Below are 22,914 nucleotides of genomic sequence, written 5' to 3'. Positions count from 1 at the left end.
AAATTAGAGAGAATTTATTAACTAATAGTAATTTAATTAATTATGAAAACCCTTAAACTAACATTTTTAGCTGCTGCCGCGCTATTTGTATCTGCTACTGTAAGCGCTCAGGAAGTTGCTAAGAAAGCTGCTGCCGCGCCGGTTCCTGCTGCTGTTGCTGCACCTGCTCCGCAAAAACCTACAGGCCTTGCTTTTAAAGAAGATGTACACAACTTTGGCGATATCGAAAAAGGTAAGCCGGTTACTTATGAGTTTACATTTAAAAACACTTCAAAAGAAACCATCCTTATCACTAACGTGAAGGCTTCTTGCGGATGTACTACTCCAAACTGGACAAAAGAGCCTATTAAACCGGGTGGAACAGGAAACGTAACAGCTACTTACAACGCTGCTAACCCTGGCCCTTTCACCAAGACGATCACTGTAACTACAAATGATACAGACCAAAACAAAATTCTTACCATTAAAGGTAAAGTAAATGCTCCTGAAGCTGCTCCTGCCGCTCCTGCAACTACTAACCAGTAATTAAGGTAAGCTTACTATATAATGGCCGCCATACATAGTATGGCGGTTTTTTTATGCCCGGTACAATAAACACACTGAATGGTTCGTTTTACAAAATGTAAAGTATTTTTTACTTTATGAAAATTTTATTTTACATTTGAATATAACTTTAAAAATCAACCATTATGAAAACAGCGTATTTATTTCCGTACCGCTACAAATGGGCAAGCGGTATTGTGTTTGCAGCTACCCTTACTATCCTCGTCTTGGCTCTGTTTAACACCAGCCTTTTCGAAAGCTTTGAAATCAACCTTCCGGTATTCGCGATCTTAAAGGAAAACCTTTTTTCAACCGACGAATATTTTGTTATTACCCGGCAGGATGTTTCCGATGAAATACTCATGCTGCTGTTTGTAATAAGCGGCCTTATCTTTGCTTTCTCCAAACAAAAAACTGAAGATGAAATGACCAGTAAGATTCGCCTGGAAAGCCTTGTATGGGCTACCTATGTTAATTATGCCGTATTTATGCTTTGTGTAATATTTATCTACGGCCTTGTGTTTATACAGGCGCTGGTTTTTGCCATCTTTACACATCTTTTGTTTTTTATCATCAGGTTCAATTGGAAAATGTATCAGCTTAACCGTTCGCCCTATGAAGAATAGTATAAAAGTACAACGTGCCATACACAACCTCACCCAGGCTGAGCTGGCCGACAAAATAGGCGTAAGCCGACAGACCATAAATGCCATGGAGGCCGGTAAGTACGTACCCAGCACGGTACTGGCGTTGAAGCTTTCGGCATTGTTCGGTATAGCGGTAAACGAGTTTTTTACGCTGGAAGAAGGCGATTAAAACCGTACCTTAGCCATAAAAAACTATTGCAATGCAAAAGGCTTTTATAACCACACCCCTCGGCACGGCCATTATAGAAGGCGATGAAAACGGCATCAGCCGCATCAGCATTACCGATGGTGACGTGGCCAATGCTGTACCGGATGTACCAAATATTTTGGAGGAGGCCGTAACCCAGCTGCAGGAATACTTTGGCAACAGCCGCAGGGACTTTACCTTTAAGCTGAACCCATACGGCACCGATTTCCAGAAAAAGGTATGGCAGGAACTGGTAAATATTCCGTTTGGGGCCACAACATCATACCAGGAATTATCCATTAAACTGGGCGATGTAAAAGCCATACGTGCCGTAGCATCGGCAAACGGAAAAAATCCATTGTGGATTGTAGTACCCTGCCACAGGGTTATAGGATCAGACGGTTCGCTTACGGGCTATGCAGGTGGGTTGTGGCGCAAAAAATGGCTGCTTGAACACGAAACCCCACCCGTACAGCAAAGCCTGTTTTAGCAGGTTATTTTTCAATTTTATATTTGTTATTGGTTGCAGGTTTCAGTTAAATAAACTTCTGTAAAAAACTGATAAAAGTCAGCGGTGGTGCGGCAGAAAGCCGTAATTTTATGTTGGATTCAGCCTGTTTAAATCCGTAACTGATAATTTATAATTTCAAATTGAAAAAACTATGGCACTGACCCCGCCTTTTAACCTGAATAAATGGATTGATGATAACCGCCACCTGCTGAAACCACCGGTGGGCAACAAGAATATATACCCGCTTGCCGATGATTACATAGTTATGGTAGTTGCCGGGCCTAATGCACGTAAGGACTATCACTACAACGAAACCGAAGAACTGTTTTACCAGCTGGAAGGCAGTATAAAGGTAATAGTGCAGGACGAAGGCGAGCGTAAGGAGATGGAACTGCATGCCGGTGATATGTACCTGCACCCCGCCAAAGTACCGCACAGCCCTGTGCGTAGCGAAGGATCCATAGGCCTTGTGATAGAACGTGTAAGGGCAGGCCGTGGCTTTACCGACGGGCTGCTTTGGTTTTGCGACAACTGTAACCACAAACTACACGAAGTATACTTCGAACTGCATAATATAGAAAAGGACTTCCTGCCGCACTACAAGCACTTTTATAATTCGGAAGAACTGCGTACCTGTAAAAGCTGTGGGCACGTACTCCCGGCTGATGAACGCTATGTAGCCAAAGAGGAATAACAATAACTTTTTTTGTCCATTGTCACCCGGCACGGACTGCATCATTACCCGTTATGGTTTGTGTGCAGCCCGTGCTTTTTACATTTGGTTGGTACTGTTGGGCAACAAAGCATTACAAATTGGTTGGGTTGTTAAGCGCGGTTGGTTTTGCTATCTCCCGAATAAAATAATTTCGCTCACTACTATTTCAGTAATGTATTTCTTTTCGCCGTTCTGGGCGTCGTAGCTGCGGTAGGTAAGCTTCCCTTCAAGGGCCAGTTCTTTGCCTTTGGTTACGTATTTTTCCACAATCTCTGCGGTTTTTCCCCAGGCGGTTACATTGTGCCACTGGGTATCTGTTACTTTTTCGCCCTTATCGTTATAAAAGCTTTCGTTAGTGGCTACGGTAAGGCGTGCCAGCTTTTTACCGTCGGCAAAGGTTTTTATTTCCGGGGTGTTACCTGCATTGCCTATCAGCTGTACCCTGTTTTTTAATGTGTTCATGGCGTATAAGAAATTTAAAAGTTAACGTTATATGTATAGGTTATCTGTGTATCTTTCAATCACATTGCAAAGTTGCGCCAACCGCCAACCCACAATCGGTAATTAACCGCTTATTATCGGTTGTAGCCATTTGTAAACGTTTGTATAAATATTAACCAATCAGTGTTAATCATGAAAAAATGCCTTATTTTATTGAGTTTAACAGGAATAGTGTTTGCCTGTTCGGGTACAAAGAATGCATCAACTACCGCAGGTTCAGACTACGGTTATTCGCAGGAAAATCCTATAAAAGTTGGGGGAGTAAGTAACGGCCCTGTTATGGAACGTAAATACCTTAACTCGTTAACCGGGCCAAATGGAGAAGCAGTATCGTTTTACCGCAGGGGAAGCTGCTGCCCGTTTGAAACTAAAAATGGTATTATGGGAAGTGGAATGCTTGATATTTACCGCGTAACTTATGAAGGTAAAGGCGATACTGTAAGCCTGTACATAAACATGTATGACAGTGATAAGCTGATGGCTCCTAAAGGTTTTCTAATGAAATAAAATCCCATATAATTTATACAAACCATGAAAAAACACTTCCTTTTATTCCTGTTTGTTGCCTGTGCTGCCTTTGCACAGACAGCCAAACCAAGTAGCGAACTTGTAGCCGAAGGCAAGGCAAAAGCTAAGGTAAAACCCGATGTGGTAACCATTAAAATAGAAGTACGCAAGCGCAATGACATTGAGGCAGAAGCCCTGAAAGCGCTAAATACCGAAACCACTGCCGTGAAACAATACCTTGTAAAATCGGGCGTGCCGGATAAGGCCATAAAAATTGCCGATTATTCTGTAAGCAGTAACGACCGCTACAGCAGTTCTGCCCCGGAGAAGAAATCGTATACGGCATCGGCATCACTTACCATAGACATGAAGCTGGATAACAAACTGCTTGATATGGTGTATACCGAACTACAATCGGGCAAGTACCAGGATGTTACTGTAAACTATACTACGGCACTGTCTGAAGAGCTGCAAAAAGCTACGGCCGCCGGCCTTGTGGAAAAAGCCATAGCCGATGCCCGTGCCAATGCTGATGCTATGGCCAAGGCACTGGGTGTGAGTATTACGGGTGTAAAGAGCATATCTAAAGGAAATAACGATACACGCTATTACAGGGGTAGTGTTGATAAATATTATGTGTCGAGGTCGCCACGCTATATGGACGGCACAGTTTTAGGAAACACGGAATTGACAGACAAGGAAGTGGAAGAAGAGGTTACTATCATTTACGAAATAAGCAAATAGCCATGGAGAAATCTACCGTAGCACAAATACGCGAGCGCTTTGATAACGATGTGGAACGTTTCAGCAACCTTGACACGGGGCAGGTGTCTACCATTGATGCCAAAATATCGCTGGAGCTGATAACCGAATCGGCGAAACGCATTGTACCCAATGCCGTAAATTTACTTGATGTAGGTTGCGGCGCGGGTAACTATACCCTGATGATGCTGGGCAAGCTGCCCAACCTGAATTGTACATTGCTCGACCTGAGCCAGCCGATGCTTACAAGGGCTTTGGAACGCGTTAGCCCAAATACTACGGGCAGTGTGGCTACCGTTTGTGCCGACATCCGTGAGGCGGGGCTGGAAGAAGGAAGCTTCGATATTATACTGGCAGGGGCGGTGCTGCACCACCTGCGCGACGATGCCGACTGGGAAACCACCTTTACCAAGCTGTACAGCCTGCTGAAACCGGGCGGCTGCCTTATGATTAGTGATTTGGTAACCCAGGAAACCGATGCTATAACCGGGTACATCTGGGAGCGCTACGGCGATTACCTGGAAGGCGTAAACGGCCCGGACTACCGTCAGCATGTTTTAGACTATATTGCTATGGAAGACTCACCCCGAAGTATGACGTACCAGCTTGACCTGATGAAACGTGTAGGCTTTACCAAAACCGAGATCCTGCATAAGAATATGTGTTTCGGGGCTTTTGGGGGAGTGAAGTAGATAGGGTTACTGAAACCTCATAATAATGAAAAATATAATCATAGGTGTTTTGCTCATTTCAATTAACGCCTTCTCACAAAATAATATGCGTCCCATAAATGACCTGATAAACAATGAAGACCCGGGCTGGGTGTTTGTTTCTGAATGGATAAAAGAAGCTAAAAACAAGGTTGAGGTTTTACCTGTTGATAAGGTTAAGGCGCATGATGCTTTGTATAACACACAGGTCACTACACGTTCACCTATGGGTGCAATTATCTTTGAGACTGGAGGTATATTGATAGACGGTGGATGGATTAGGATTTTGGGTTCGGGAAGTACCCGCTTAAACAGGTCGTTATCCGGCTGGAACCTTGGAAAGTCAATCACAACTTACGGGCAGGGAGCCCCGTTTTGGTTAGTGGCAGACGATGCTGTAGGTGGTTTTTTCCTGCTTAACGGTGGTGGATTAGGTTCAGATACCGGCAAAATATATTATCTGGCGCCTGATTCATTAGAGTTTGAACCACTGGATTTATCGTATAGTGAATTTATTACATTTTGTTTCAGCGGTAATTTGACTGCTTTTTATGAAAACCTGCGTTGGACGGGCTGGGAAAAAGATATCCAATCACTTGCAACAGACAAAGTGTTTAGTTTTTACCCATATCTGTGGACCAAAGAGGGAAAAGATATTAATAAATCTTCACGTAAGGCTGTTCCGGTTGAGGAGCATTATGGCCTTACAATACATTTTAGGGAACAACTTGGACTGAAATAAAATGAAGCTTCTATTTACATTAATATTCTGCGGCCTTTCATATCTGGCTACCGCCCAAATCAGCGGGCAGTTCTATATGGATGGATTTAGTGCACCGGTTATCGACCAGTTTGGGGGCGGAGATTTGGATGGCAATTTTTCAATAGCCTTATCGGGTGATAAACCCGTTACCGAACTTGTTTTTGATGTGGCTAATATTAAGTTCAAAATAACCAATATCCCTAAGGGCTTGAAAGGGCTTAATTTAGGCATTATTGAACTTCCTATGATGAAAAGTATCGATATAAACGAGTATAAGTTACTGTCAGCCGAGCAGAAGAGCGATTATTATCCAGTGTACCATTACGCTAACCTTTTAGGTTACGAACATAAATCCCTTTTAGATAAAGATTATATACTATTTACCTGTAATGATGTTCAAAAGCAGGTAAAGGATTTTTCTTTCGATTGGAAAACAAAAATGATTATTATTGATGCAAATAAACTAACCACCTGCAATTAAACCAATTATGAAACCATTTTTACTTGTCTTTAGCCTGTTCATTTCTGTCATGGCATTTTCCCAAAATGACAAGGCAAATTCGTATGCCGAAAAGGGCAGGGAATTGGCAAAGGCAGGCCAATATGCCGAAGCAATAAAAAGCTACGATAAGGCGATAGCCATAAACCCTAACAGTGCACAGGCATTGCATCACAGGGGATTTGCCAAGTCTATGCTTAAACAATATGCTTCGGCTGTGTTAGATTACAATATGGCTATAGTGCTTGATGATACTGATTTTTTGGTGTTTTACAATAGGGGTGTTTCAAAGTATTATATGAAAGACTACCGTAGTGCGCTTCCGGATTTTGATAAAAGCATCAATCTCAACCCGAAGTTTTACGACTCCTACCTGTTCAGGGCATATTGTAATTCAGAATTTAAATTGTATTTAAGCGTCCTGGACGACCTCAATAAGTATATAGCCCATGATGCGCAAAATGGTAATGCTTATATAAACAGGGCGGCAGCGCATATTTATATTGGCAATACCAAAGAGGCATTAGCTGATGCTGAAAAAGGCATTGCATTTAGCCCGGAAGACATAAGGGGATATAATATCAGGGGGCAGGCCAGGGCACTGTTTAAAGATTATAAAGGAGCCAAAGAAGATTTTAGTGTGGTAATAAATAAAGACCCGAAACACCTGCAGGCAATATGGAACAGGATGACAGTAGAGCTGGAATTAGAAGACAGAGCCGGAGCCTGTGAAGACTATAAAAGGGCTTTGCAATTAGGGCAAAAACCACTGCCGGAAATGGAACAGTATTGTAAGTAGTCATAATTCTCCTACTTGATTCTCCTTTTAGATGATGTTGTTAATTTAACACCCTCTTAACCACCAACAAACGTTTACAAACGGAATGGTTTTTGTATATTTACTTTTATAGTTAACCACTAAAGAATTTTACCACCAGGAAAGTCAGGAGGTAAACTGTTCGCAAAGCCTCGTGTCCCTCCACCGAAGATGCTACCTTGTGTTCGTGGTGAAAAAGCTTTGTGCCCTTTGTGGTAAAAATTAAACAGAAGAAAGTTATGCAAACAGAAATCACCAAAGTAGAACTCCGCAACCTCCGTATAGAAGACTATAAAGAACTCCGCCTTTCTATGCAGCATGCCTACACCGATGCCGATATGGAAATGGAAGAACCTTACTGGGGGCTCAGCGACATAAAACGCCTGCTCAGGATATTCCCCGAAGGCCAGTTGGTAGTGCTGGTAGACGGCAAGGTGGTGGGCAGCGCCCTTTCGCTTATTGTCGACTATAAAAAAGCCACTGCAAACCATACCTACGAAAAAATAACGGGCAATTACAGCTTCGATACACACGACTATGAAGGTGAGGTGCTGTACGGTATAGACGTGTTCATTGACCCGGCCTACCGTGGCCTGCGCCTTGGCCGCCGTTTGTACGAAGCCCGTAAGGAGCTGTGCGAACAACTGAACCTTAAAAGCATCATCTTCGCGGGGCGTATGTCGCATTTTTCTGAACATTCAGACGACCTTACGCCTAAGGAATATATAGACAAAGTACGCCAGAAGGAGATTTACGACCCGGTGCTGTCGTTCCAGCTGAGCAATGATTTCCACGTAATCAAGATTATGCGCAATTACCTGGAGGGCGATAACGACAGCCAGGACTACGCCGTACTCATGGAGTGGAACAACATCTACTACGAAAAAGACCCTAAGCTCATCAACGCCCGTAAGAGTGTTATCCGCCTTGGCTTGGTACAGTGGCAAATGCGCCCGCTGGCTAATGTGGAAGCACTGTTTGAGCAGGCAGAGTTTTTTATTGATGCAGTTTCGGGCTATGGGGCAGATTTTGCACTGTTCCCGGAGTTGTTCGTGGCACCGCTTATGGCCGACTTTAACCACCTTAGCGAAGCCGATGCCATCCGCGAAATAGCCCGCTATGCCGAACCGATACGCAAGCGTTTCCAGGAAATGGCCATTTCGTATAACATCAACATCATTACCGGCAGCATGCCTTTGGTAGAAAACGGCAACCTGTACAACGTGGGGTTCCTTTGCAAACGCGACGGTACCAGCGAAATGTACACCAAAATACACATCACCCCGAACGAGGTTAACTACTGGGGTATGAAGGGCGGCTACGAAATAAAGACGTTTGATACTGATTGCGGTAAAATAGGCATCATCATATGCTACGATGTGGAATTCCCCGAACTGAGCCGCCTGCTGGCCGACGAAGGTATGGAGATACTTTTTGTGCCGTTCCTTACCGATACACAAAACGGCTATACCCGTGTACGCCATTGCGCGCAGGCACGCGCCATAGAAAACGAGTGCTACGTGGCCATAGCGGGCTGCGTGGGCAATCTTCCCGGGGTAAACAACATGGACATCCAGTATGCGCAAACGGCGGTGTTTACGCCCTCTGATTTCAGTTTCCCGAGTAACGGTATTAAAGCCGAGGCTACCCCAAATACCGAAATGACCATTATTGTAGACGTTGACCTGGATTTACTGCGTGAATTGCACGAGTTTGGTAGTGTGCGTATCCTGAAAGACCGCAGGCAGGATTTGTATAAGCTGAGGAAATCGGCAGCGGCACAAAAACCGTCAGACGAAGTGAAGAACACTACCGATAAAACCACCGAAGTTAAAGCCCCGCGCCAAGCCGAAGATAAACCGGTAAAGGCTGCTGCTGCCAAGCCGCCTAAAACAACCGGTACGCGTGCTGCTAAGGCCACCGATACCACCAAACCTGCCAGAAAAACCAATAAATAAGCATGGAAAAGACCTGCCCTGAGTGCGGCGAAAAGATTATAGGCCGCGAAGACAAGAAGTTTTGCAGTGATGCCTGCCGCAATGCCTGGAACAACAAAATAAATAAGGACAGCAACAACTACATGCGGAACGTAAACAACAAGCTACGCCGCAATTACCGTATACTGAGCGAGCTGAATGTGGAGGGTAAAACCAAGACCACCCGCAACCGCCTTGATGAACGCGGGTTTGACTTTGCGTTTTTTACCAACATACTGCAAACCAAGACGGGGAATACCTACTACTTTGTGTACGAGCAGGGCTACATGCCACTGGACAACGATTTTTTTATACTGGTAAAGAAAACTTTATAGATGCAGATTTCCATATTAGGGTGCGGCTGGTTGGGGCTACCACTGGCAAAAGAACTTACAGGCAGCCATATTGTAAAAGGTTCGGTAACTACTACAGAAAAACTACCATTATTAAAGGTCGAAGGCATACAGCCGTATTGTATCGACCTGATTAACCCCGATGCATCAATAATTACGGATTTTTTATCCGGAAGTGATGCGCTGATTATTACCATACCTCCGAAGGTGCGTGCAGGAGAAGGTATTACTTATGCTGATAAGTTAAGTGTTTTATTACCTTACATAAAGGCGGTGGGCATACTGAAGGTATTGTTCACAAGCTCCATATCCGTATATGCCGATGCGCCGGGCATTGCTGTTGTAACTGAAGACACATTGCCCAATCCTGAAACCGAAAGCGGTAAACAGGTATTGGCTGCAGAGCAATTGCTGCAAAATTCACCGGATTTTAAAACCACTATCGTCCGCTTTGGGGGATTGGTAGGCGGTGAGCGCCACCCGGTATATCATTTGGCCGGAAGGCAAAACATAGAAAACCCGCACGGCCCGGTAAACCTTATACATCGTGATGATTGCATTGAAATCATTAGCCGGATTATTGAAAGAAACGATTGGGGTGAAGTATTTACTGCTGTAACACTTTCTGTCAAAACCCGAAAAGAATATTATACTGAAAAAGCACAGGAACTTGGATTACCCCTGCCGCATTTTACAGAGGGTGTTGCCAAAGGGAAAATCGTAAAAGGGCAGGACAGGCTATTGCGGCGGCTGGGGTTCGTTTTCAAATAAAAACCCGTACATAGTTGTATGCACGGGCATTAAAAATAACATTTAATTTGGTGGGCTTATATATATCTTTTATATGAATCCCTGCGAGCGGGCTTCGTGTATAAGGTCTTCATCGTTGCCTTCTATATCCAGGAGGCGTTTTATACGGTATTTGCGTTTTTCTATGGCACTGTCGCTAAGCGGTATGTAATTGCTCAGGTTCTTATTTTTTATACCCTTTGCCAGCAGCAGTATTATACGTACATCTATATCTTCCAGTACTATACCTTTTTCCTTACGCTTCAGGTAATTAGATATGGCTTTGCTGTAAAAAACATTACCGGCCAGTACTTCTTTAAAGGCATGCAGCAGTTCATCGGTACTGCAATCGCTTTTGTTTATAAACCCTTCCGGCTGCACTGTCTCAAGTATGTTTGCTATAATGTCTATTTCCTTATGCATGGTCATAAGCATTATTTTGCAATCGGGCATGGTTTTACGTATCAGCATGGCTACATCGGCTCCTGAAAACAGTTTTTTATCTTCGTACTGCGGAATGCTGTAATCCAGCAGCGCCAGGCGGAACGGTTGGTGCCTGTGGGCCATAACCGTCTTATAGGCCATTTCGCAATTGCGGGCTTTCATAAACGTAAGCTGATCATGTTTATGATCAAGGTTTTGAAACATATAATGGTATCCTTCTAAAACCACAACGTGGTCATCTACAGCAAGGACGTGTAATGTGTTGCTCAATTGGGGCGGTTTATTTATTGGCAGCGCAAATTTACAGCTTATACAAATACGCAAGTTGCGGAAAATCCGCAATTAAATCGTTATTTATAAAAATAATGTAACCCTTTTCTTATAAATTGTAATGAGGCTGTTAAAACCTGCGGGCCTGGTTTTCTTGAAGTGTTAAAATTAAGATTTTATCCTTTACGAAATGCCCTCAAAAGAAAAATGGCCGCTCCTTGAAAGAGCGGCCATTTTTTATTACCATATTTTCACACGCTTATCGGGCGTTACATATAGTTTTTGATTTGGTGTAATCTTAAACGCTTCGTAGAATGCATCTACGTTTTGCAGCGGCACATAGGCACGGTACATACCCGGCGAGTGCGGGTCGGTCTTCACCTGGTTCTTTATGGCTTCATCGCGCATTTTGGTACGCCATATCGTAGCCCAAGATATAAAGAAGCGTTGTTCCGGAGTAAAGCCGTCTATAAGGCCAGGGTTACCTTTTTCTTTAAGGTAAAGCTGAAGCCCGTCGAAAGCAGCGTTAACACCGCCAAGGTCGCCAATGTTTTCACCTAATGTGAATTTACCGTCTACATACGTACCCGGTAACGGTTGCAGGGCGCTGTACTGGCTGGCAAGGTCGCCGCCAAGGCCTGTAAATTGTTTCAGGTCTTCTTCGCTCCACCAGTCTACAAGGTTACCGTTAGCATCATAACGGGCACCGCTGTCGTCAAAGCCATGCGAAATTTCGTGGCCTATAACAGCACCTATACCACCGTAGTTAACGGCCTCATCGGCACGGTAATCATAGAACGGCGGCTGTAGTATAGCAGCAGGGAATACAATTTCGTTGTAAGACGGGTTAAAGTAAGCATTCACAATTTGCGGAGCCATACCCCATTCCGTCTTGTCTACCGGTTTTTTCAGTTTCTCCACATCTTCTTTCCAGCTCCATTTTGCAATGCTTACGCCATTAGAAAAATAAGTACCTCCTTTTTCAGGTGCTGTGATGGTTAGTCCCGAATAGTCTTTCCACTTATCTGGGTAGCCTATTTTTACAGTAAGCCTGTTTAGTTTCTGTACGGCATTTTCTTTGGTAGACTTAGCCATCCACGGCAGGCGGTTAATGCGGTTTTCAAAAGCCAGCATTACGTTTTTTATCATGGCTTCGGCTTTAGCCTTAGCTTCCGGCGGGAATTTTTTGGCAACATATAATTTACCAAGGGCTTCACCCAAAGCACCGTTTACAACCTGAAGCGCGTTTTTATCACGTTTTTCTTCTTTAAGCGCACCACGCAGGGTTTTGCTGTAAAACTCCCAGTTGGCCGTTTCTATGTTGGTAGAAAGCCTTCCTGCCGACCTCCTTAGCATAGCCCACTTAAGGTAGTCTTTCCATGCGGCAACGTCTTTCTTTTTAAACACATCTTCCAGCGCGGTCATGTATTTAGGCTGCGCTACTACTATAGTACCAGGGTTTTGTATACCGATAGCAGTAAAGTAACCCTGCCAGTTAACAGACGGGGTTAGCTTTTGCAGTTCGGCAAGCGACATAGGGTTGTAAGTAACGCGGTCGTCGCGCAGGGCTACCCTGTCCAGCATAGGTGTGGCAAGGGAAGTTTCCAGCTCCATTATTTTCTTTGCAGCGGCTACTGCATCTTTTTCTTTATAGCCAATGAATGCCAGCATACGGGCTACGTGCTGCTCATACTTGGCACGCTTCTCCTTGCTGTCGGCATCTTCGCTGGTATAGTAATCCCTGTCCGGTAGGCCCAGCCTGCCCGGTCCAAGGGTAATTACGTTTTTGTTACTGTCTTTGGCATCGGCACCAATGTAAATGCCAAAGAAACCTATACCGCCCTCAAGTTCCATTTGTGCAAGGAACGCCTGAAGCGACTTCACATCTTTAATGGCGTCAATTTGTTTCAGGTACGGTTGCAGCGGCGCTATACCGGCCTTGTTGCGGGCCACGGTATCCATAATGGTACGGTACATGCTGGCTGCCTTGCCCTGGTCGCTGGTAGCGCTCAGGCTTTTATCGGCTGCGGCTTCCTTAAGTATGGCAAGGGCATCGTTATTGGTGTTTTCGCGAAGCTCGTCAAAGCTTCCCCAGCGGGTTTTATCACCCGGAATCTGGGTTGCGTCTACCCATTTGCCGTTTACATACCTGAAAAAATCGTCGCCCGGTTTTACCGAAGTGTCCATATACTGCAGGTTAATGCCCGGCTTTTGCTGGGCAGTTGCGTTGTAGCTGCAAAATGCACTGCCCGCCGCAAGCGCCACGGTAGCATATTTTACATTTGTTAGTAGTTTCATTTGTTTGTGTTTTTATTAACCAAGGCAAATATAAGGGGTTATTCGGTTATTTGGTTATGCGGTTATTCGCGACAAGGCGCATCATATCATTATTAACATCTTCAACATCGAATAACCGCATAACCAAATAACCGTATAACCTTCTTCTTCCATACCTTTGTAAAAAAATAATAAGAATGTCTTCGTTCCTTAAAAAATACCGCATCATAATAGTTGTATTTATAGTGCTTTCGGCAATAATACTTACGTTGTTTTATAATGTCCTTAAGCCGCAAAAGACCCTTAAAATATACAGCCCTGCCGATGTAAACCCTGAACTGGCCGACAGCAGTATCATTGCCATAGCGCACCACCACCACATAGCGCCATTTGCATTTACCAACCAAAACGGCAAGGTGGTTACCCAAAAAGATTATGAAGGGAAGATATATGTGGCCGATTTCTTTTTTACTACCTGCCAGACCATTTGCCCCAAGATGACCAACAATATGGCGTGGCTACAGGATAAAATAAAGGCAATGCCCGATGTAATGCTGCTTTCACACTCGGTAACGCCCGATATAGACAGCGTGCCGGTACTGCGTGCTTATGCTGACGAGAAAGGCGCTATAGACGGTAAGTGGAACCTGGTGACGGGCAATAAAAAAGACATTTACTATATAGCCCGTAAAAGCTACCTTGCTGTAAAAACTGCTAATAGTGATGAACTTTACGACATGGTACATACCGAAAATTTTATTTTGGTAGATAAAAAAGGTCGTATCCGTGGGTTTTATGACGGCACCAACCTGGACAAGCCTACCGAAGATGGTACTAAAAACGTAACCCAGCTTTTGGAGGACATTAAATGGTTAAGCCAAAATGAATGATTGTAATGTTTTATTAGTTACTTTTGTAATCTGAATTTATTCTAAATAAGGTTGAAAACAAATCTTGCCCAGCTTCGCAAAGGCCAGAAAGCCGTAATCACCCACTTTAATGTGGATGCCATTCCGCTTAAATTACTGGAAATGGGTTGCCTGCCCGGTAATGAGGTAGAACTTTTGCAAATAGCCCCGCTGGGAGACCCCATATACATTAACGTTAGCGACAGCCACGTAAGCATTCGTAAGGAAACCGCTGCCGAAATAGACGTTATAATAATAACGGAGTAATTATTTTGAATGGCCGGTAATACTATAAAAATAGCCCTTATAGGCAACCCGAACGTTGGTAAAACATCTGTTTTTAACCAGCTTACGGGCCTTAACCAGCAGGTGGGTAACTATCCCGGTATTACTGTAGAGCGTAAAAGCGGTGTTTGCAAACTTCCCGGAAACATAAAAGGTGAGGTAATAGACCTGCCCGGCACTTACAGCCTCAACGCCAGTTCTATGGACGAAAGCGTGGTAATAGAGCTGCTGATGAACAAGAACGACAAGGATTACCCCGATGTGGCCGTTGTAGTTACCGATGTAGAAAACCTGAAGCGCAACCTGCTGCTTTTTACCCAGATAAAAGACCTTGAAATACCTGCCATACTGGTCGTTAACATGGCCGACCGTATGGAAAAGAAAGGTATTTCGCTGGATATACCCTACCTTGAAAACCACCTGAAAACCCGCATCGCGCTGGTAAGTACCCGCAAAGGTACGGGTATAGACCATCTTAAAGACCTGCTGCTTAACTACAAAGGCCTGGCTACAGAACCGTGCCTTAATGCTAGCAGTATAGACCCTGAGTATTTTAACCACCTGCGCAAACAATTCCCGAACCAGCTGTTGTACAAGCTGTGGCTGGTTATTACACAGGACGTAAACTTCGGGAGGCTGGACCGTAAGGAGATACAGGGTTCGTTTGAAACCAAAAGTAAGTCGGACCTGAAGCGCATGCAGCAGCAGGAAACCATAAAACGTTACCAGTTTATAAACAATGTCCTTAAAGTAGGCCAAACCGTAGATGCCGGTAAAGCAAACGACCTGCGTGCAAAACTGGACAGGGTGCTTACCCACAAAGTGTTTGGCTATGTAATATTCGTGGCGGTGCTGATGCTCATCTTCCAGAGTATCTTCTCGTGGAGCGAGATACCCATGGATCTTATAGACCAGGGTTTTGCATGGCTGGCCGGGTTTACGTCTGAGCATTTGCCACCCGGTAAGCTAACTGACCTTATTACGCAGGGTATTATACCCGGTATAGGCGGGGTGGTTATTTTTATCCCACAAATTGCATTTTTATTCTTCTTTATATCACTATTGGAAGAAAGCGGCTATATGAGCCGTGTGGTATTCCTTATGGATAAGGTAATGAAACGCTTTGGGCTTAACGGCAAAAGCGTGGTACCGCTTATTTCGGGTACGGCCTGTGCCATACCGGCCATTATGTCGGCACGGAATATAGAAAACGCCCGCGAGCGCCTTATCACCATGCTGATAACGCCCTTTGTTACCTGCAGTGCGCGCCTGCCCGTATACACCATACTGATTTCGCTTATCATCCCCGAGAAAACAATATTAGGCTTCTTTAACCTGCAGGGTTTGGTGCTTATGGCGCTGTACCTTTTGGGCTTTGGTGCTGCTGTACTGTCCGCTTGGATACTGAACAAGATACTCGACCTGAAGCATAAAAGCTTCTTTGTGGCTGAAATGCCCAACTATAAGCTACCCCTTGCCAAAAACGTAGCCATAACCGTGGTAGAAAAAACCAAGGCTTTTGTACTGGGAGCCGGTAAAATAATATTGGCACTGTCAGTAATCATCTGGTTTTTGGGTTCGCATGGGCCCGGCGATGATTTTAAGAATGCTTCGCAAATTGCCATGCAAAACCCGCAATTACAACTGCTTCCGCAAAAACAGTTTGACGATGCAGTGAAGTCGTACCAGCTGGAACATTCCTACATTGGTATAGCCGGTAAGGCCATAGAGCCTGCCATAAGCCCGCTGGGTTACGACTGGAAAATAGGCGTAGCCATAGTATCGTCATTTGCCGCACGTGAGGTATTTGTGGGTACACTGGCTACCATATACAATATAGGCAGCAGCTCTGACGATGAAGACGGTGGAGAAGCCACCATCCGCCAGAAAATGGCTGCTGAGGTAGACCCGGTTACCGGTAAAAAAGTATTCAACTTTGCTTCGGGGGTGTCGCTGTTATTGTTCTATGCTTTTGCCATGCAGTGCATCAGTACGCTGGCTATTACAAAGAAAGAGACTAATTCGTGGAAATGGCCGTTAATACAATTAGTAAGCATGAGTTCGCTCGCTTACATAGTATCGTTATTAGCCTACCAATTCCTGAAATAGACCATGAAACCAACCATCTTTATTGCAATGCTGGCGCTTGTGCTGGTGCCGTTCAGTACTTTGGCGCAAAGCAAAGTAGAAACTTCCAGGAAAGAACTTTCCGGAGGGTCTTCATCTTCTTCGAATAACAGTACGTCGCGTAAGAGTAACGATGACGATGAGGTAGACCCTGAAGATACCAGCCTGTTCCTTGATATTACCCTTGCAGTATTCCGTTATGGCCTGATAGGCAAGTACAGCAGCGAAGACCACCTGTACAACAATCTTTCGGCCTACCCGTATTGTACAGAACTTACTGGTAACTTTACCGAGATAGAGCAGCAGCCTAAGTACAGGTTCCGTATAGATGTAGAGGATAACTTCCTGTACCGCAACAGCAACCAGTTTGCAAACCACCTGGAAGTTAAGCTAAGGCCGCACCGTGCATTTTATGTTGATGCCGATTATTATCATATCTTTGAACAACAGACTCCTACGGGTAACCACGACCTGTCGTTGTACTATTTTAACTTAGGGTACGACCGCCTGCGTATGCCACAACTTAACCTGGGTTGGACAATTGGCATGAGTTATGTAGGTAGTGGTGTAGACCGCGGTGGTTTCAGTTTTGGCTTTAATGGCGAAATGTTCCTTCCGGCAAACATCAGCCTGCTGGCATCAGCCAAATGGTCGTGGATAAACAGCCAGCCGGTACATGCGTATGATTTGGCTGTGCGTTACCACATAAAACGGTTTTATATAAACGGTGGTTTTGAGCAGCAGGTTATCGGCTCACCGCATTACAACTTTTTGTCCCTTGGCGGGGGCGTATATTTTTAAGGTTATGATACAGGATATAATAACATACGGGCTGGTAATTTTGGCAGCCGCTTTTCTTGTAAAAAAGTTCTTTTGGCCCAAAAAGAAAAAGGCAGGCTGCGGTGATGACGACTGCAAATGCCACTAATACGGTTTTAGGAGCGGTAAATTAACATTGTTGCAAACTCCTTGTAAAACACTGATTTTCAGTATTAATATTATTTAGAATCAATATAAAAAAGCTTGTTTTGCTGAATGTGAGGCAATTGTTTGCGGTTTTTTGTCGTTGTAATCCCTATATTTGCGTTCCTGAACATTTAGAAAACTATGTACGATTCAATTAAAGAATTGCATTCATTTTGGGCCTACGGAGTGTTGGGCCTGCTGCTTATAGCATCGCTAAACTCGTTTGTAGGGCTTTCTAAAAAGAAGCCGTTTACCCCAAACGACCGTAAGATAGCCCTGTTTGCACTGATTTTTTCGCACGTACAGTTATTGTTGGGGCTTATTATGCTGTTTACGTCGCCTTACCTTACAACTGCTAAGCAGATAGGTATGGGAGCCGCCATGAAAGACAGCACCCTGAGGCTTTATATTGTAGAGCACCCGCTTATAAACATCATTGCGCTTACGCTGATAACCATTGGTTGGTCTAAACATAAAAAGGCTCAGGACGATACAGCTAAATTTAAGAAGATAGCTGTGTTATATGCCATCGGACTGGTATTACTGCTTAGCAGGATACCGTGGAGCGCCTGGATAGGATAGTTCCGTTTATTGTGGCCACGTCTGGCCGTATATGTTCTTTGGTATGGTAAATTGTGTAACTAACGGACAAAAATATTTTATCTATGAAGAATAGCATAATTATTTTCAGTACAGCAGTACTTCTTTTCATACTAACTGCCTTTACTACAGCGGTACCTAATGAGGCGCCTGCTACGGTAAGTACTACAACAAAATCGCCCGATACCACTGAGGTGGATGCTGTTTGCGAGGAAGCCAAAGGCGCTTCAGAAAACCTGACCCTGTATAAAACAAGCGTGTTGGCTACTTATTATGCCAATAAGTTTAACGGCCGCAAGACTACTAGCGGCGAGCGTTTCCACAATTCTAAGTATACTGCTGCCCACATGAGGCTGCCTTTTGGCACCATGGTTAGGGTTACCAACGAAAACAATGGTAAATACGTAGATGTAAAGGTAAACGACCGCGGGCCTTACAGTAAAAAATACGAAATAGACCTTACACGCCAGGCCTTCATGGAAATAGCTTCTAAAAAAGGAAGCGGCAGCTTTAAGGTGAAAATAGAAATCATCGGAAAAAAATAATATGGCTAAAAAGGCAGCTTTTTTACTCCTTGTTGTATCGCTTGTGCTTACAAGTTGCGGCAGTGCTAAAAAAGCTGCTTTTTCCATGTATGAAAAAAGTGCCGTGGCTACTTACTATGCCGATAAATTTAACGGCAGGAAGACTGCCAGCGGTGCAATTTTCAGTAACAGTAAATACACAGCTGCCCACCCGAAGCTGGCTTTTGGCACCAAACTTAAGGTGACCAATAAAGTAAACGGAAAATCGGTTGTGGTTACCGTAAACGACCGCGGGCCATTCACTAAAGGCTATGATATAGACCTTACCAAAAAAGCCTTTATGGAAATTTCCGACAAGAAAACACACGGCAAACTTACCGTGTCACTGGAAATTGCCAAATAACATCACCCTGTTTGTTTTTTCGATACCTTTGATGTAATTTATCACATCTCACCATGATTACTCTTATTGTGGTTATTGCAGTACTTGTACTTGCAGTATACCTGTTTATGCAGCGGCCTGAGTTCGGTGCAAAACCTACCGGCAAACGCCTTGAACGCATGCTTGCCTCCCCGCACTATAAAAACGGTGTTTTCGAAAACCTGAGTTATACCCCACAGCTTGCAGAGGGCTACTCTATGGGGAAGATATTGTACCAGTTTTTCTTTGGTAAAAGTAAACGTGCAATACCCACGCAACCCATCCCTACCGTAAAGACCGACCTGAAGAACCTGCCCAGGGATGAAAATGTACTGGTATGGTTCGGGCATTCCTCTTACTTCGTTCAGGCAGATGGGAAGACGTTATTATCTGACCCTGTTTTTAGCGGCAATGCATCGCCCATAGGCAATGTAAAAGCTTTTAAGGGTAGCGATGCTTATGGTGTAGATGATATGCCGGAAATCGACTTCCTTTTCCTTTCGCACGACCACTGGGACCACCTGGATTATAAAACCATAAAAAAACTGCTCCCAAAAGTGAAACAGGTAGTAACCGGCCTCGGTACCGGTGCCCACCTGGAGCATTGGGGCTATAACCCCGATATTATTACGGAACTGGACTGGTACGAAAGTGCAGCATTCGGTGGGTTTACGTTTACCGCCCAGCCGGCACGCCACTTTAGCGGGCGCGGCTTTAAGCGGAATGTTACGTTGTTTATTTCTGCCGTTTGGCAAACCCCGTCATTCAGGCTGTACCTGGGTGGCGATAGCGGTTTCGATACGCATTTTGAACGGATAGGGAAGGAGCACGGCCCGTTTGACCTTGCCCTGCTGGAATGCGGGCAGTACAACAAAGCCTGGCACCACATACACATGATGCCCGAAGAAACGGTAACGGCAGCAAAGCAGCTTGGCGCTAAAACGCTTTTACCGGTACACTGGGCCAAGTTTTCGCTTGCACTGCACTCCTGGGACGAATCTATAGAAAGAGCCGTTACAGAAGCCGAAAAACAGGCGCAACCGCTTATTACACCCATGATAGGGGAGAAGATATATCTTGATAAGGAAAACACCATCCACAAATGGTGGCGGGAAATTGTATAAAATATAAGAGCGGGTTAATTACCCGCTCTTATATTTCTATTTATGCCCGTCCTTTATAATCAACACCGGTATTTTTACTTTGTGGCGTACGGCATCTACCGTAGTACCGAAAACCAGGTCTTTAAACAGGTTGTGCCCGTGTGCCCCCAGTATCAGTATATCAAATGTGCCGTTGTCGTTAACCACTTTTGGTATCTGCTTTTTTGGGCTGCCAAAACTCAGTTGGGTATCCACATTGTAACCACTTTCGGCAAGGCTGCTGCGGTAGCGGGTAAGGTACTCCATATCGGTATTGGTTTCATAGTCCTGTGCCTGGTCGCCGTGCAGCATGGCACCCACAGTTTCTACTATATGTATCAGCGTGTATTTCGCCTCTTTACCGCCAAGCTGCAACGCGCTGGAAAGCGTTTTTTCATCGGTACGGCTAAAGTCGAGTGCCACGGCTATGTTGCGGTACGGTTGCTTTTCGGGCAATGTACGCAGGGCAGCCGGGGTAAGGTGCGGTACTATGCTGCCCACAGCCCTTCCTTTGCGCACCAGCGGCTCTATGGTGATGTAAAGCAATAAAACGGCTGCTGCAACGGCTATTGGCACCACAAACACCCAGATGTATACCGGGTGGGCAGAAGTTTCAATCCAGCCCCTTATTTTATCGAAAACAAGGTTCACATTAAGCCCCACGATAGTTGCTGCTACAATCCACGAAGCAGCTTTTGTAACCGGGCCTATGGCAAACTCGTTCATGCGGCTTTTATCGCTCACAAAATGGATAAGCGGTATTATGGCAAAGCCCAGTTGCAGGCTCAGTATCACCTGGCTCAGCACCAGCAGTTCCCCGGTAGAATCTTCCCCAAAATACAGTATGGTTATAAACGCAGGAGCTATGGCTATAAGGCGGGTTACTATGCGGCGTACCCACGGTTGTATACGCAAACTCAGGTAACCCTCCATAACTATTTGCCCTGCAAGTGTACCCGTTACGGTACTGCTTTGCCCTGCGGCAATAAGCGCCAGCGCAAATAACACAGCCGCACTGCTGCCCAGCATGGGCTCCAATAGTTTATGGGCATCCTGTATGTCGGCTATTTCATGCAGTCCATTGGTAAAGAAAGTCGCAGCCGCGAGTATCAGTATCGCGGCATTTACAAAGAATGCAAGGTTAAGCGCTATAACCGAGTCGATAAGGTTGTAGCGTATGGCCTGTTTTATCCCCTGGAACGTACGGTCGAACTTACGGGTTTGTACCAATGACGAATGCAGGTACAGGTTGTGCGGCATTACCGTAGCCCCAATAATGCCTATGGCAATGTAAAGCGCAGCGGTATTGGGCAGTTCGGGTACCAGGCCTTTTACAATTTCGCCTGCATCGGGTTTGGCAAAAAACATTTCTGCCAAAAACGAAAGCCCGATGATACTGATAAGCCCGATGATAAACGCTTCCATTTTCTTAATCCCCTTATTCATTAGGAAAAGGAGTAAAAAGGTATCAAGCATTGTAATACTTACACCCCACAGCAGGGGTAACTTGAAGAGCAGGTTAAGCCCTATGGCCATACCCAATACTTCGGCAAGGTCGCAGGCGGCAATAGCCACTTCGGCCAGGAGGTACAGGAAAAAGTTGATGGATTTAGGATACGTTTCGCGTGATGCCTGTGCCAGGTCGCGACGTGTAACAATGCCCAGGCGCGCACTAAGGCTTTGCAGCAGCAGTGCCATAATGTTGCTCATAAGCAGCACCCAGATGAGGGTGTAGCCAAACTGGCTTCCGCCCTCTATATCGGTAGCCCAGTTGCCAGGGTCCATGTAGCCCACGCTGATCATGTACGCGGGTCCAAAAAAGGCAAATATCTTTTTCCAGCCGGTAACATTCTGGCCTGCGTTTACCGACTCGTGTACTTCCTCCAGCGAGTGTGAGTTTTTGTTTGGCATAAGCTAAATGTTATACGGGTTTTACAAAAAGGTTTCCGGCTATTTTATTAGACACGGTAAGTTCCCGGTCTTTAATACGGATGTTCACCGAAAGGTCGAAATCCTCGCGACCCAGCACGTGTATGGTGGCGCCAAGGGCTATCTGCTGCTTGTCCAGGTATTGCAGGAACGGCGCCGAACTGTCCTTTACGCCCACGCAAATCACGTTTTTACATGCGGCAACTTCAGACAGCAGTTTCTTTTCTACCGATGCAATGTTTCCCTGTGGGTCGGGTATCGGGTCGCCGTGCGGGTCTTCGGTAGGGAAGCCCATAAATTCATCGAGCCGGTTTATCAGCTTGTCCGATTTTATGTGTTCCAATTGTTCGGCCACATCGTGTACTTCATCCCAGCTGAAGCCCAGCTTTTCCACGAGGAAAAGCTCCCACAGGCGGTGCTTGCGCACTATCATAAGCGCGGCAAAGGTACCGGCTTCTGTAAGCAGTACGCCCTGGTATTTTACGTAGTTTACAAGTCCTTTTTCGGCCAGTTTCTGTACCATATCGGTCACCGATGACGGCTTGCTTTCCATAACGCCAGCAATGGCATTGGTGCTTACACCTTTCCCGGTTTGCTGCGAAAGGTGGTAAATTATCTTAAGGTAATTCTCTTCAGAATGTGTCATTTATCTAATGGACAGATTTAAAGCAATAAAAACAAATGTACCCAAATATTTTCAGGTTTAAAAATATTTTTAGATTAAACTAAAAATACTGTTAT

The 22,914-nt window shown here is 44.9% G+C and carries 27 protein-coding genes; 22 read left to right on the top strand and 5 right to left on the bottom strand.

Translation table 11 applies throughout. The annotated features are described in order from the left end of the window. Nucleotides 1-42 precede the first annotated feature (42 nt). From ACZIX4_RS19545 to ACZIX4_RS19525, 5 genes are all read left to right on the top strand, one after another. Complete coding sequence (locus ACZIX4_RS19545; RefSeq protein WP_463337342.1) at nt 43-525, top strand: DUF1573 domain-containing protein; 483 nt, start codon at nt 43-45, stop codon at nt 523-525. 164 nt (nt 526-689) lie between these two features. Further along, a complete protein-coding gene (locus tag ACZIX4_RS19540; RefSeq protein WP_463337341.1) occupies nt 690-1,169 on the top strand; it encodes a hypothetical protein in 480 nt (159 codons plus the stop codon). Beyond that, nucleotides 1,159-1,359 carry a helix-turn-helix transcriptional regulator gene (locus ACZIX4_RS19535; RefSeq protein WP_463337340.1) on the top strand — a complete coding sequence of 67 codons (201 nt, stop codon included), beginning with the start codon at nt 1,159-1,161 and terminating at the stop codon, nt 1,357-1,359. The genes ACZIX4_RS19540 and ACZIX4_RS19535 overlap by 11 nt, the downstream gene beginning before the upstream one ends. Before the next feature lie 31 nt (nt 1,360-1,390). Then, on the top strand, nt 1,391-1,867 hold the full coding sequence (locus tag ACZIX4_RS19530) for a methylated-DNA--[protein]-cysteine S-methyltransferase (protein ID WP_463337339.1): 477 nt from the start codon (nt 1,391-1,393) through the stop codon (nt 1,865-1,867). A 172-nt stretch (nt 1,868-2,039) separates the two neighbouring features. Next, nucleotides 2,040-2,582, top strand: coding sequence for a 3-hydroxyanthranilate 3,4-dioxygenase (locus ACZIX4_RS19525; RefSeq protein ID WP_463337338.1), 543 nt, complete (start codon nt 2,040-2,042; stop codon nt 2,580-2,582). 150 nt (nt 2,583-2,732) lie between these two features. Here ACZIX4_RS19525 and ACZIX4_RS19520 read toward each other — a convergent pair whose 3' ends face one another. Continuing rightward, the gene (locus ACZIX4_RS19520; protein WP_463337337.1) at nt 2,733-3,065 is read right to left on the bottom strand and encodes a single-stranded DNA-binding protein; all 333 of its coding nucleotides are present in this window, start codon (nt 3,063-3,065) and stop codon (nt 2,733-2,735) included. A 192-nt stretch (nt 3,066-3,257) separates the two neighbouring features. Here ACZIX4_RS19520 and ACZIX4_RS19515 point away from each other — a divergent pair, with 192 nt between their 5' ends. The 9 genes from ACZIX4_RS19515 to ACZIX4_RS19475 all read left to right on the top strand — a co-directional run bounded on the left by ACZIX4_RS19515 (nt 3,258) and on the right by ACZIX4_RS19475 (nt 10,262). Continuing rightward, complete coding sequence (locus ACZIX4_RS19515) at nt 3,258-3,611, top strand: 2-dehydro-3-deoxyphosphooctonate aldolase (RefSeq protein WP_463337336.1); 354 nt, start codon at nt 3,258-3,260, stop codon at nt 3,609-3,611. Between the two features lie 24 nt (nt 3,612-3,635). Next, the gene (locus ACZIX4_RS19510) at nt 3,636-4,355 is read left to right on the top strand and encodes an SIMPL domain-containing protein (protein WP_463337335.1); all 720 of its coding nucleotides are present in this window, start codon (nt 3,636-3,638) and stop codon (nt 4,353-4,355) included. A gap of 2 nt (nt 4,356-4,357) precedes the next feature. After that, a complete protein-coding gene (locus tag ACZIX4_RS19505; RefSeq protein WP_463337334.1) occupies nt 4,358-5,065 on the top strand; it encodes a class I SAM-dependent methyltransferase in 708 nt (235 codons plus the stop codon). A 25-nt stretch (nt 5,066-5,090) separates the two neighbouring features. Continuing rightward, nucleotides 5,091-5,825, top strand: a complete 735-nt coding sequence (locus ACZIX4_RS19500; RefSeq protein WP_463337333.1) for a DUF2625 domain-containing protein — start codon at nt 5,091-5,093, stop codon at nt 5,823-5,825. Between the two features lies 1 nt (nt 5,826). Then, nucleotides 5,827-6,327 (top strand): hypothetical protein, encoded by a 501-nt coding sequence (locus ACZIX4_RS19495; RefSeq protein WP_463337332.1) that lies wholly within the window; start codon nt 5,827-5,829, stop codon nt 6,325-6,327. A 7-nt stretch (nt 6,328-6,334) separates the two neighbouring features. Continuing rightward, nucleotides 6,335-7,144 carry a tetratricopeptide repeat protein gene (locus tag ACZIX4_RS19490; protein ID WP_463337331.1) on the top strand — a complete coding sequence of 270 codons (810 nt, stop codon included), beginning with the start codon at nt 6,335-6,337 and terminating at the stop codon, nt 7,142-7,144. Nucleotides 7,145-7,401: 257 nt separating this feature from the next. Further along, nucleotides 7,402-9,120, top strand: coding sequence for a GNAT family N-acetyltransferase (locus ACZIX4_RS19485; RefSeq protein WP_463337330.1), 1,719 nt, complete (start codon nt 7,402-7,404; stop codon nt 9,118-9,120). Between the two features lie 2 nt (nt 9,121-9,122). After that, nucleotides 9,123-9,473, top strand: coding sequence for a DNA gyrase inhibitor YacG (locus ACZIX4_RS19480; protein ID WP_463337329.1), 351 nt, complete (start codon nt 9,123-9,125; stop codon nt 9,471-9,473). Beyond that, complete coding sequence (locus ACZIX4_RS19475) at nt 9,474-10,262, top strand: Rossmann-fold NAD(P)-binding domain-containing protein (RefSeq protein WP_463337328.1); 789 nt, start codon at nt 9,474-9,476, stop codon at nt 10,260-10,262. It begins immediately after the preceding gene. Nucleotides 10,263-10,331: 69 nt separating this feature from the next. On the opposite strand, the gene ACZIX4_RS19470 is transcribed toward ACZIX4_RS19475, so the two are convergent. Beyond that, nucleotides 10,332-10,994 (bottom strand): response regulator, encoded by a 663-nt coding sequence (locus ACZIX4_RS19470; protein ID WP_463337327.1) that lies wholly within the window; start codon nt 10,992-10,994, stop codon nt 10,332-10,334. 240 nt (nt 10,995-11,234) lie between these two features. Further along, nucleotides 11,235-13,292: a M13 family metallopeptidase gene (locus tag ACZIX4_RS19465; RefSeq protein WP_463337326.1), complete on the bottom strand. Its 2,058-nt coding sequence runs from the start codon at nt 13,290-13,292 to the stop codon at nt 11,235-11,237. Between the two features lie 176 nt (nt 13,293-13,468). Here ACZIX4_RS19465 and ACZIX4_RS19460 point away from each other — a divergent pair, with 176 nt between their 5' ends. From ACZIX4_RS19460 to ACZIX4_RS19425, 8 genes are all read left to right on the top strand, one after another. Continuing rightward, the gene (locus ACZIX4_RS19460; protein WP_463337325.1) at nt 13,469-14,161 is read left to right on the top strand and encodes an SCO family protein; all 693 of its coding nucleotides are present in this window, start codon (nt 13,469-13,471) and stop codon (nt 14,159-14,161) included. Between the two features lie 51 nt (nt 14,162-14,212). Continuing rightward, on the top strand, nt 14,213-14,446 hold the full coding sequence (locus ACZIX4_RS19455) for a FeoA family protein (protein WP_463337324.1): 234 nt from the start codon (nt 14,213-14,215) through the stop codon (nt 14,444-14,446). 9 nt (nt 14,447-14,455) lie between these two features. Next, nucleotides 14,456-16,573 carry a ferrous iron transport protein B gene (gene feoB, locus ACZIX4_RS19450; protein ID WP_463337323.1) on the top strand — a complete coding sequence of 706 codons (2,118 nt, stop codon included), beginning with the start codon at nt 14,456-14,458 and terminating at the stop codon, nt 16,571-16,573. Between the two features lie 3 nt (nt 16,574-16,576). Next, the gene (locus ACZIX4_RS19445; protein ID WP_463337322.1) at nt 16,577-17,392 is read left to right on the top strand and encodes a hypothetical protein; all 816 of its coding nucleotides are present in this window, start codon (nt 16,577-16,579) and stop codon (nt 17,390-17,392) included. A 306-nt stretch (nt 17,393-17,698) separates the two neighbouring features. Beyond that, on the top strand, nt 17,699-18,139 hold the full coding sequence (locus ACZIX4_RS19440) for a hypothetical protein (protein WP_463337321.1): 441 nt from the start codon (nt 17,699-17,701) through the stop codon (nt 18,137-18,139). Nucleotides 18,140-18,222: 83 nt separating this feature from the next. Continuing rightward, complete coding sequence (locus ACZIX4_RS19435) at nt 18,223-18,702, top strand: septal ring lytic transglycosylase RlpA family protein (RefSeq protein ID WP_463337320.1); 480 nt, start codon at nt 18,223-18,225, stop codon at nt 18,700-18,702. Nucleotide 18,703: 1 nt separating this feature from the next. After that, the gene (locus ACZIX4_RS19430) at nt 18,704-19,084 is read left to right on the top strand and encodes a septal ring lytic transglycosylase RlpA family protein (RefSeq protein ID WP_463337319.1); all 381 of its coding nucleotides are present in this window, start codon (nt 18,704-18,706) and stop codon (nt 19,082-19,084) included. A gap of 53 nt (nt 19,085-19,137) precedes the next feature. Next, a complete protein-coding gene (locus tag ACZIX4_RS19425; protein WP_463337318.1) occupies nt 19,138-20,226 on the top strand; it encodes an MBL fold metallo-hydrolase in 1,089 nt (362 codons plus the stop codon). A gap of 36 nt (nt 20,227-20,262) precedes the next feature. Here ACZIX4_RS19425 and ACZIX4_RS19420 read toward each other — a convergent pair whose 3' ends face one another. Next, nucleotides 20,263-22,155 (bottom strand): Nramp family divalent metal transporter, encoded by a 1,893-nt coding sequence (locus ACZIX4_RS19420; protein ID WP_463337317.1) that lies wholly within the window; start codon nt 22,153-22,155, stop codon nt 20,263-20,265. 10 nt (nt 22,156-22,165) lie between these two features. After that, on the bottom strand, nt 22,166-22,819 hold the full coding sequence (locus tag ACZIX4_RS19415) for a metal-dependent transcriptional regulator (RefSeq protein WP_463337316.1): 654 nt from the start codon (nt 22,817-22,819) through the stop codon (nt 22,166-22,168). Between the last annotated feature and the right edge of the window lie 95 nt (nt 22,820-22,914).

This window comes from Flavobacterium niveum, assembly GCF_055231775.1.
Note: the sequence above shows the minus strand (reverse complement) of the source record. Positions and strands in the feature narration are given on the sequence as shown.

Coding starts and splice junctions, on each gene's coding strand:
- ACZIX4_RS19545 (WP_463337342.1), top strand. CDS start 43: ATGAAAACCCTTAAACTAACATTTTTAGCTGCTGCCGCGCTATTTGTA.
- ACZIX4_RS19540 (WP_463337341.1), top strand. CDS start 690: ATGAAAACAGCGTATTTATTTCCGTACCGCTACAAATGGGCAAGCGGT.
- ACZIX4_RS19535 (WP_463337340.1), top strand. CDS start 1,159: ATGAAGAATAGTATAAAAGTACAACGTGCCATACACAACCTCACCCAG.
- ACZIX4_RS19530 (WP_463337339.1), top strand. CDS start 1,391: ATGCAAAAGGCTTTTATAACCACACCCCTCGGCACGGCCATTATAGAA.
- ACZIX4_RS19525 (WP_463337338.1), top strand. CDS start 2,040: ATGGCACTGACCCCGCCTTTTAACCTGAATAAATGGATTGATGATAAC.
- ACZIX4_RS19520 (WP_463337337.1), bottom strand. CDS start 3,065: ATGAACACATTAAAAAACAGGGTACAGCTGATAGGCAATGCAGGTAAC.
- ACZIX4_RS19510 (WP_463337335.1), top strand. CDS start 3,636: ATGAAAAAACACTTCCTTTTATTCCTGTTTGTTGCCTGTGCTGCCTTT.
- ACZIX4_RS19505 (WP_463337334.1), top strand. CDS start 4,358: ATGGAGAAATCTACCGTAGCACAAATACGCGAGCGCTTTGATAACGAT.
- ACZIX4_RS19500 (WP_463337333.1), top strand. CDS start 5,091: ATGAAAAATATAATCATAGGTGTTTTGCTCATTTCAATTAACGCCTTC.
- ACZIX4_RS19495 (WP_463337332.1), top strand. CDS start 5,827: ATGAAGCTTCTATTTACATTAATATTCTGCGGCCTTTCATATCTGGCT.
- ACZIX4_RS19490 (WP_463337331.1), top strand. CDS start 6,335: ATGAAACCATTTTTACTTGTCTTTAGCCTGTTCATTTCTGTCATGGCA.
- ACZIX4_RS19485 (WP_463337330.1), top strand. CDS start 7,402: ATGCAAACAGAAATCACCAAAGTAGAACTCCGCAACCTCCGTATAGAA.
- ACZIX4_RS19480 (WP_463337329.1), top strand. CDS start 9,123: ATGGAAAAGACCTGCCCTGAGTGCGGCGAAAAGATTATAGGCCGCGAA.
- ACZIX4_RS19475 (WP_463337328.1), top strand. CDS start 9,474: ATGCAGATTTCCATATTAGGGTGCGGCTGGTTGGGGCTACCACTGGCA.
- ACZIX4_RS19465 (WP_463337326.1), bottom strand. CDS start 13,292: ATGAAACTACTAACAAATGTAAAATATGCTACCGTGGCGCTTGCGGCG.
- ACZIX4_RS19460 (WP_463337325.1), top strand. CDS start 13,469: ATGTCTTCGTTCCTTAAAAAATACCGCATCATAATAGTTGTATTTATA.
- feoB (WP_463337323.1), top strand. CDS start 14,456: ATGGCCGGTAATACTATAAAAATAGCCCTTATAGGCAACCCGAACGTT.
- ACZIX4_RS19445 (WP_463337322.1), top strand. CDS start 16,577: ATGAAACCAACCATCTTTATTGCAATGCTGGCGCTTGTGCTGGTGCCG.
- ACZIX4_RS19440 (WP_463337321.1), top strand. CDS start 17,699: ATGTACGATTCAATTAAAGAATTGCATTCATTTTGGGCCTACGGAGTG.
- ACZIX4_RS19435 (WP_463337320.1), top strand. CDS start 18,223: ATGAAGAATAGCATAATTATTTTCAGTACAGCAGTACTTCTTTTCATA.
- ACZIX4_RS19430 (WP_463337319.1), top strand. CDS start 18,704: ATGGCTAAAAAGGCAGCTTTTTTACTCCTTGTTGTATCGCTTGTGCTT.
- ACZIX4_RS19425 (WP_463337318.1), top strand. CDS start 19,138: ATGATTACTCTTATTGTGGTTATTGCAGTACTTGTACTTGCAGTATAC.
- ACZIX4_RS19420 (WP_463337317.1), bottom strand. CDS start 22,155: ATGCCAAACAAAAACTCACACTCGCTGGAGGAAGTACACGAGTCGGTA.
- ACZIX4_RS19415 (WP_463337316.1), bottom strand. CDS start 22,819: ATGACACATTCTGAAGAGAATTACCTTAAGATAATTTACCACCTTTCG.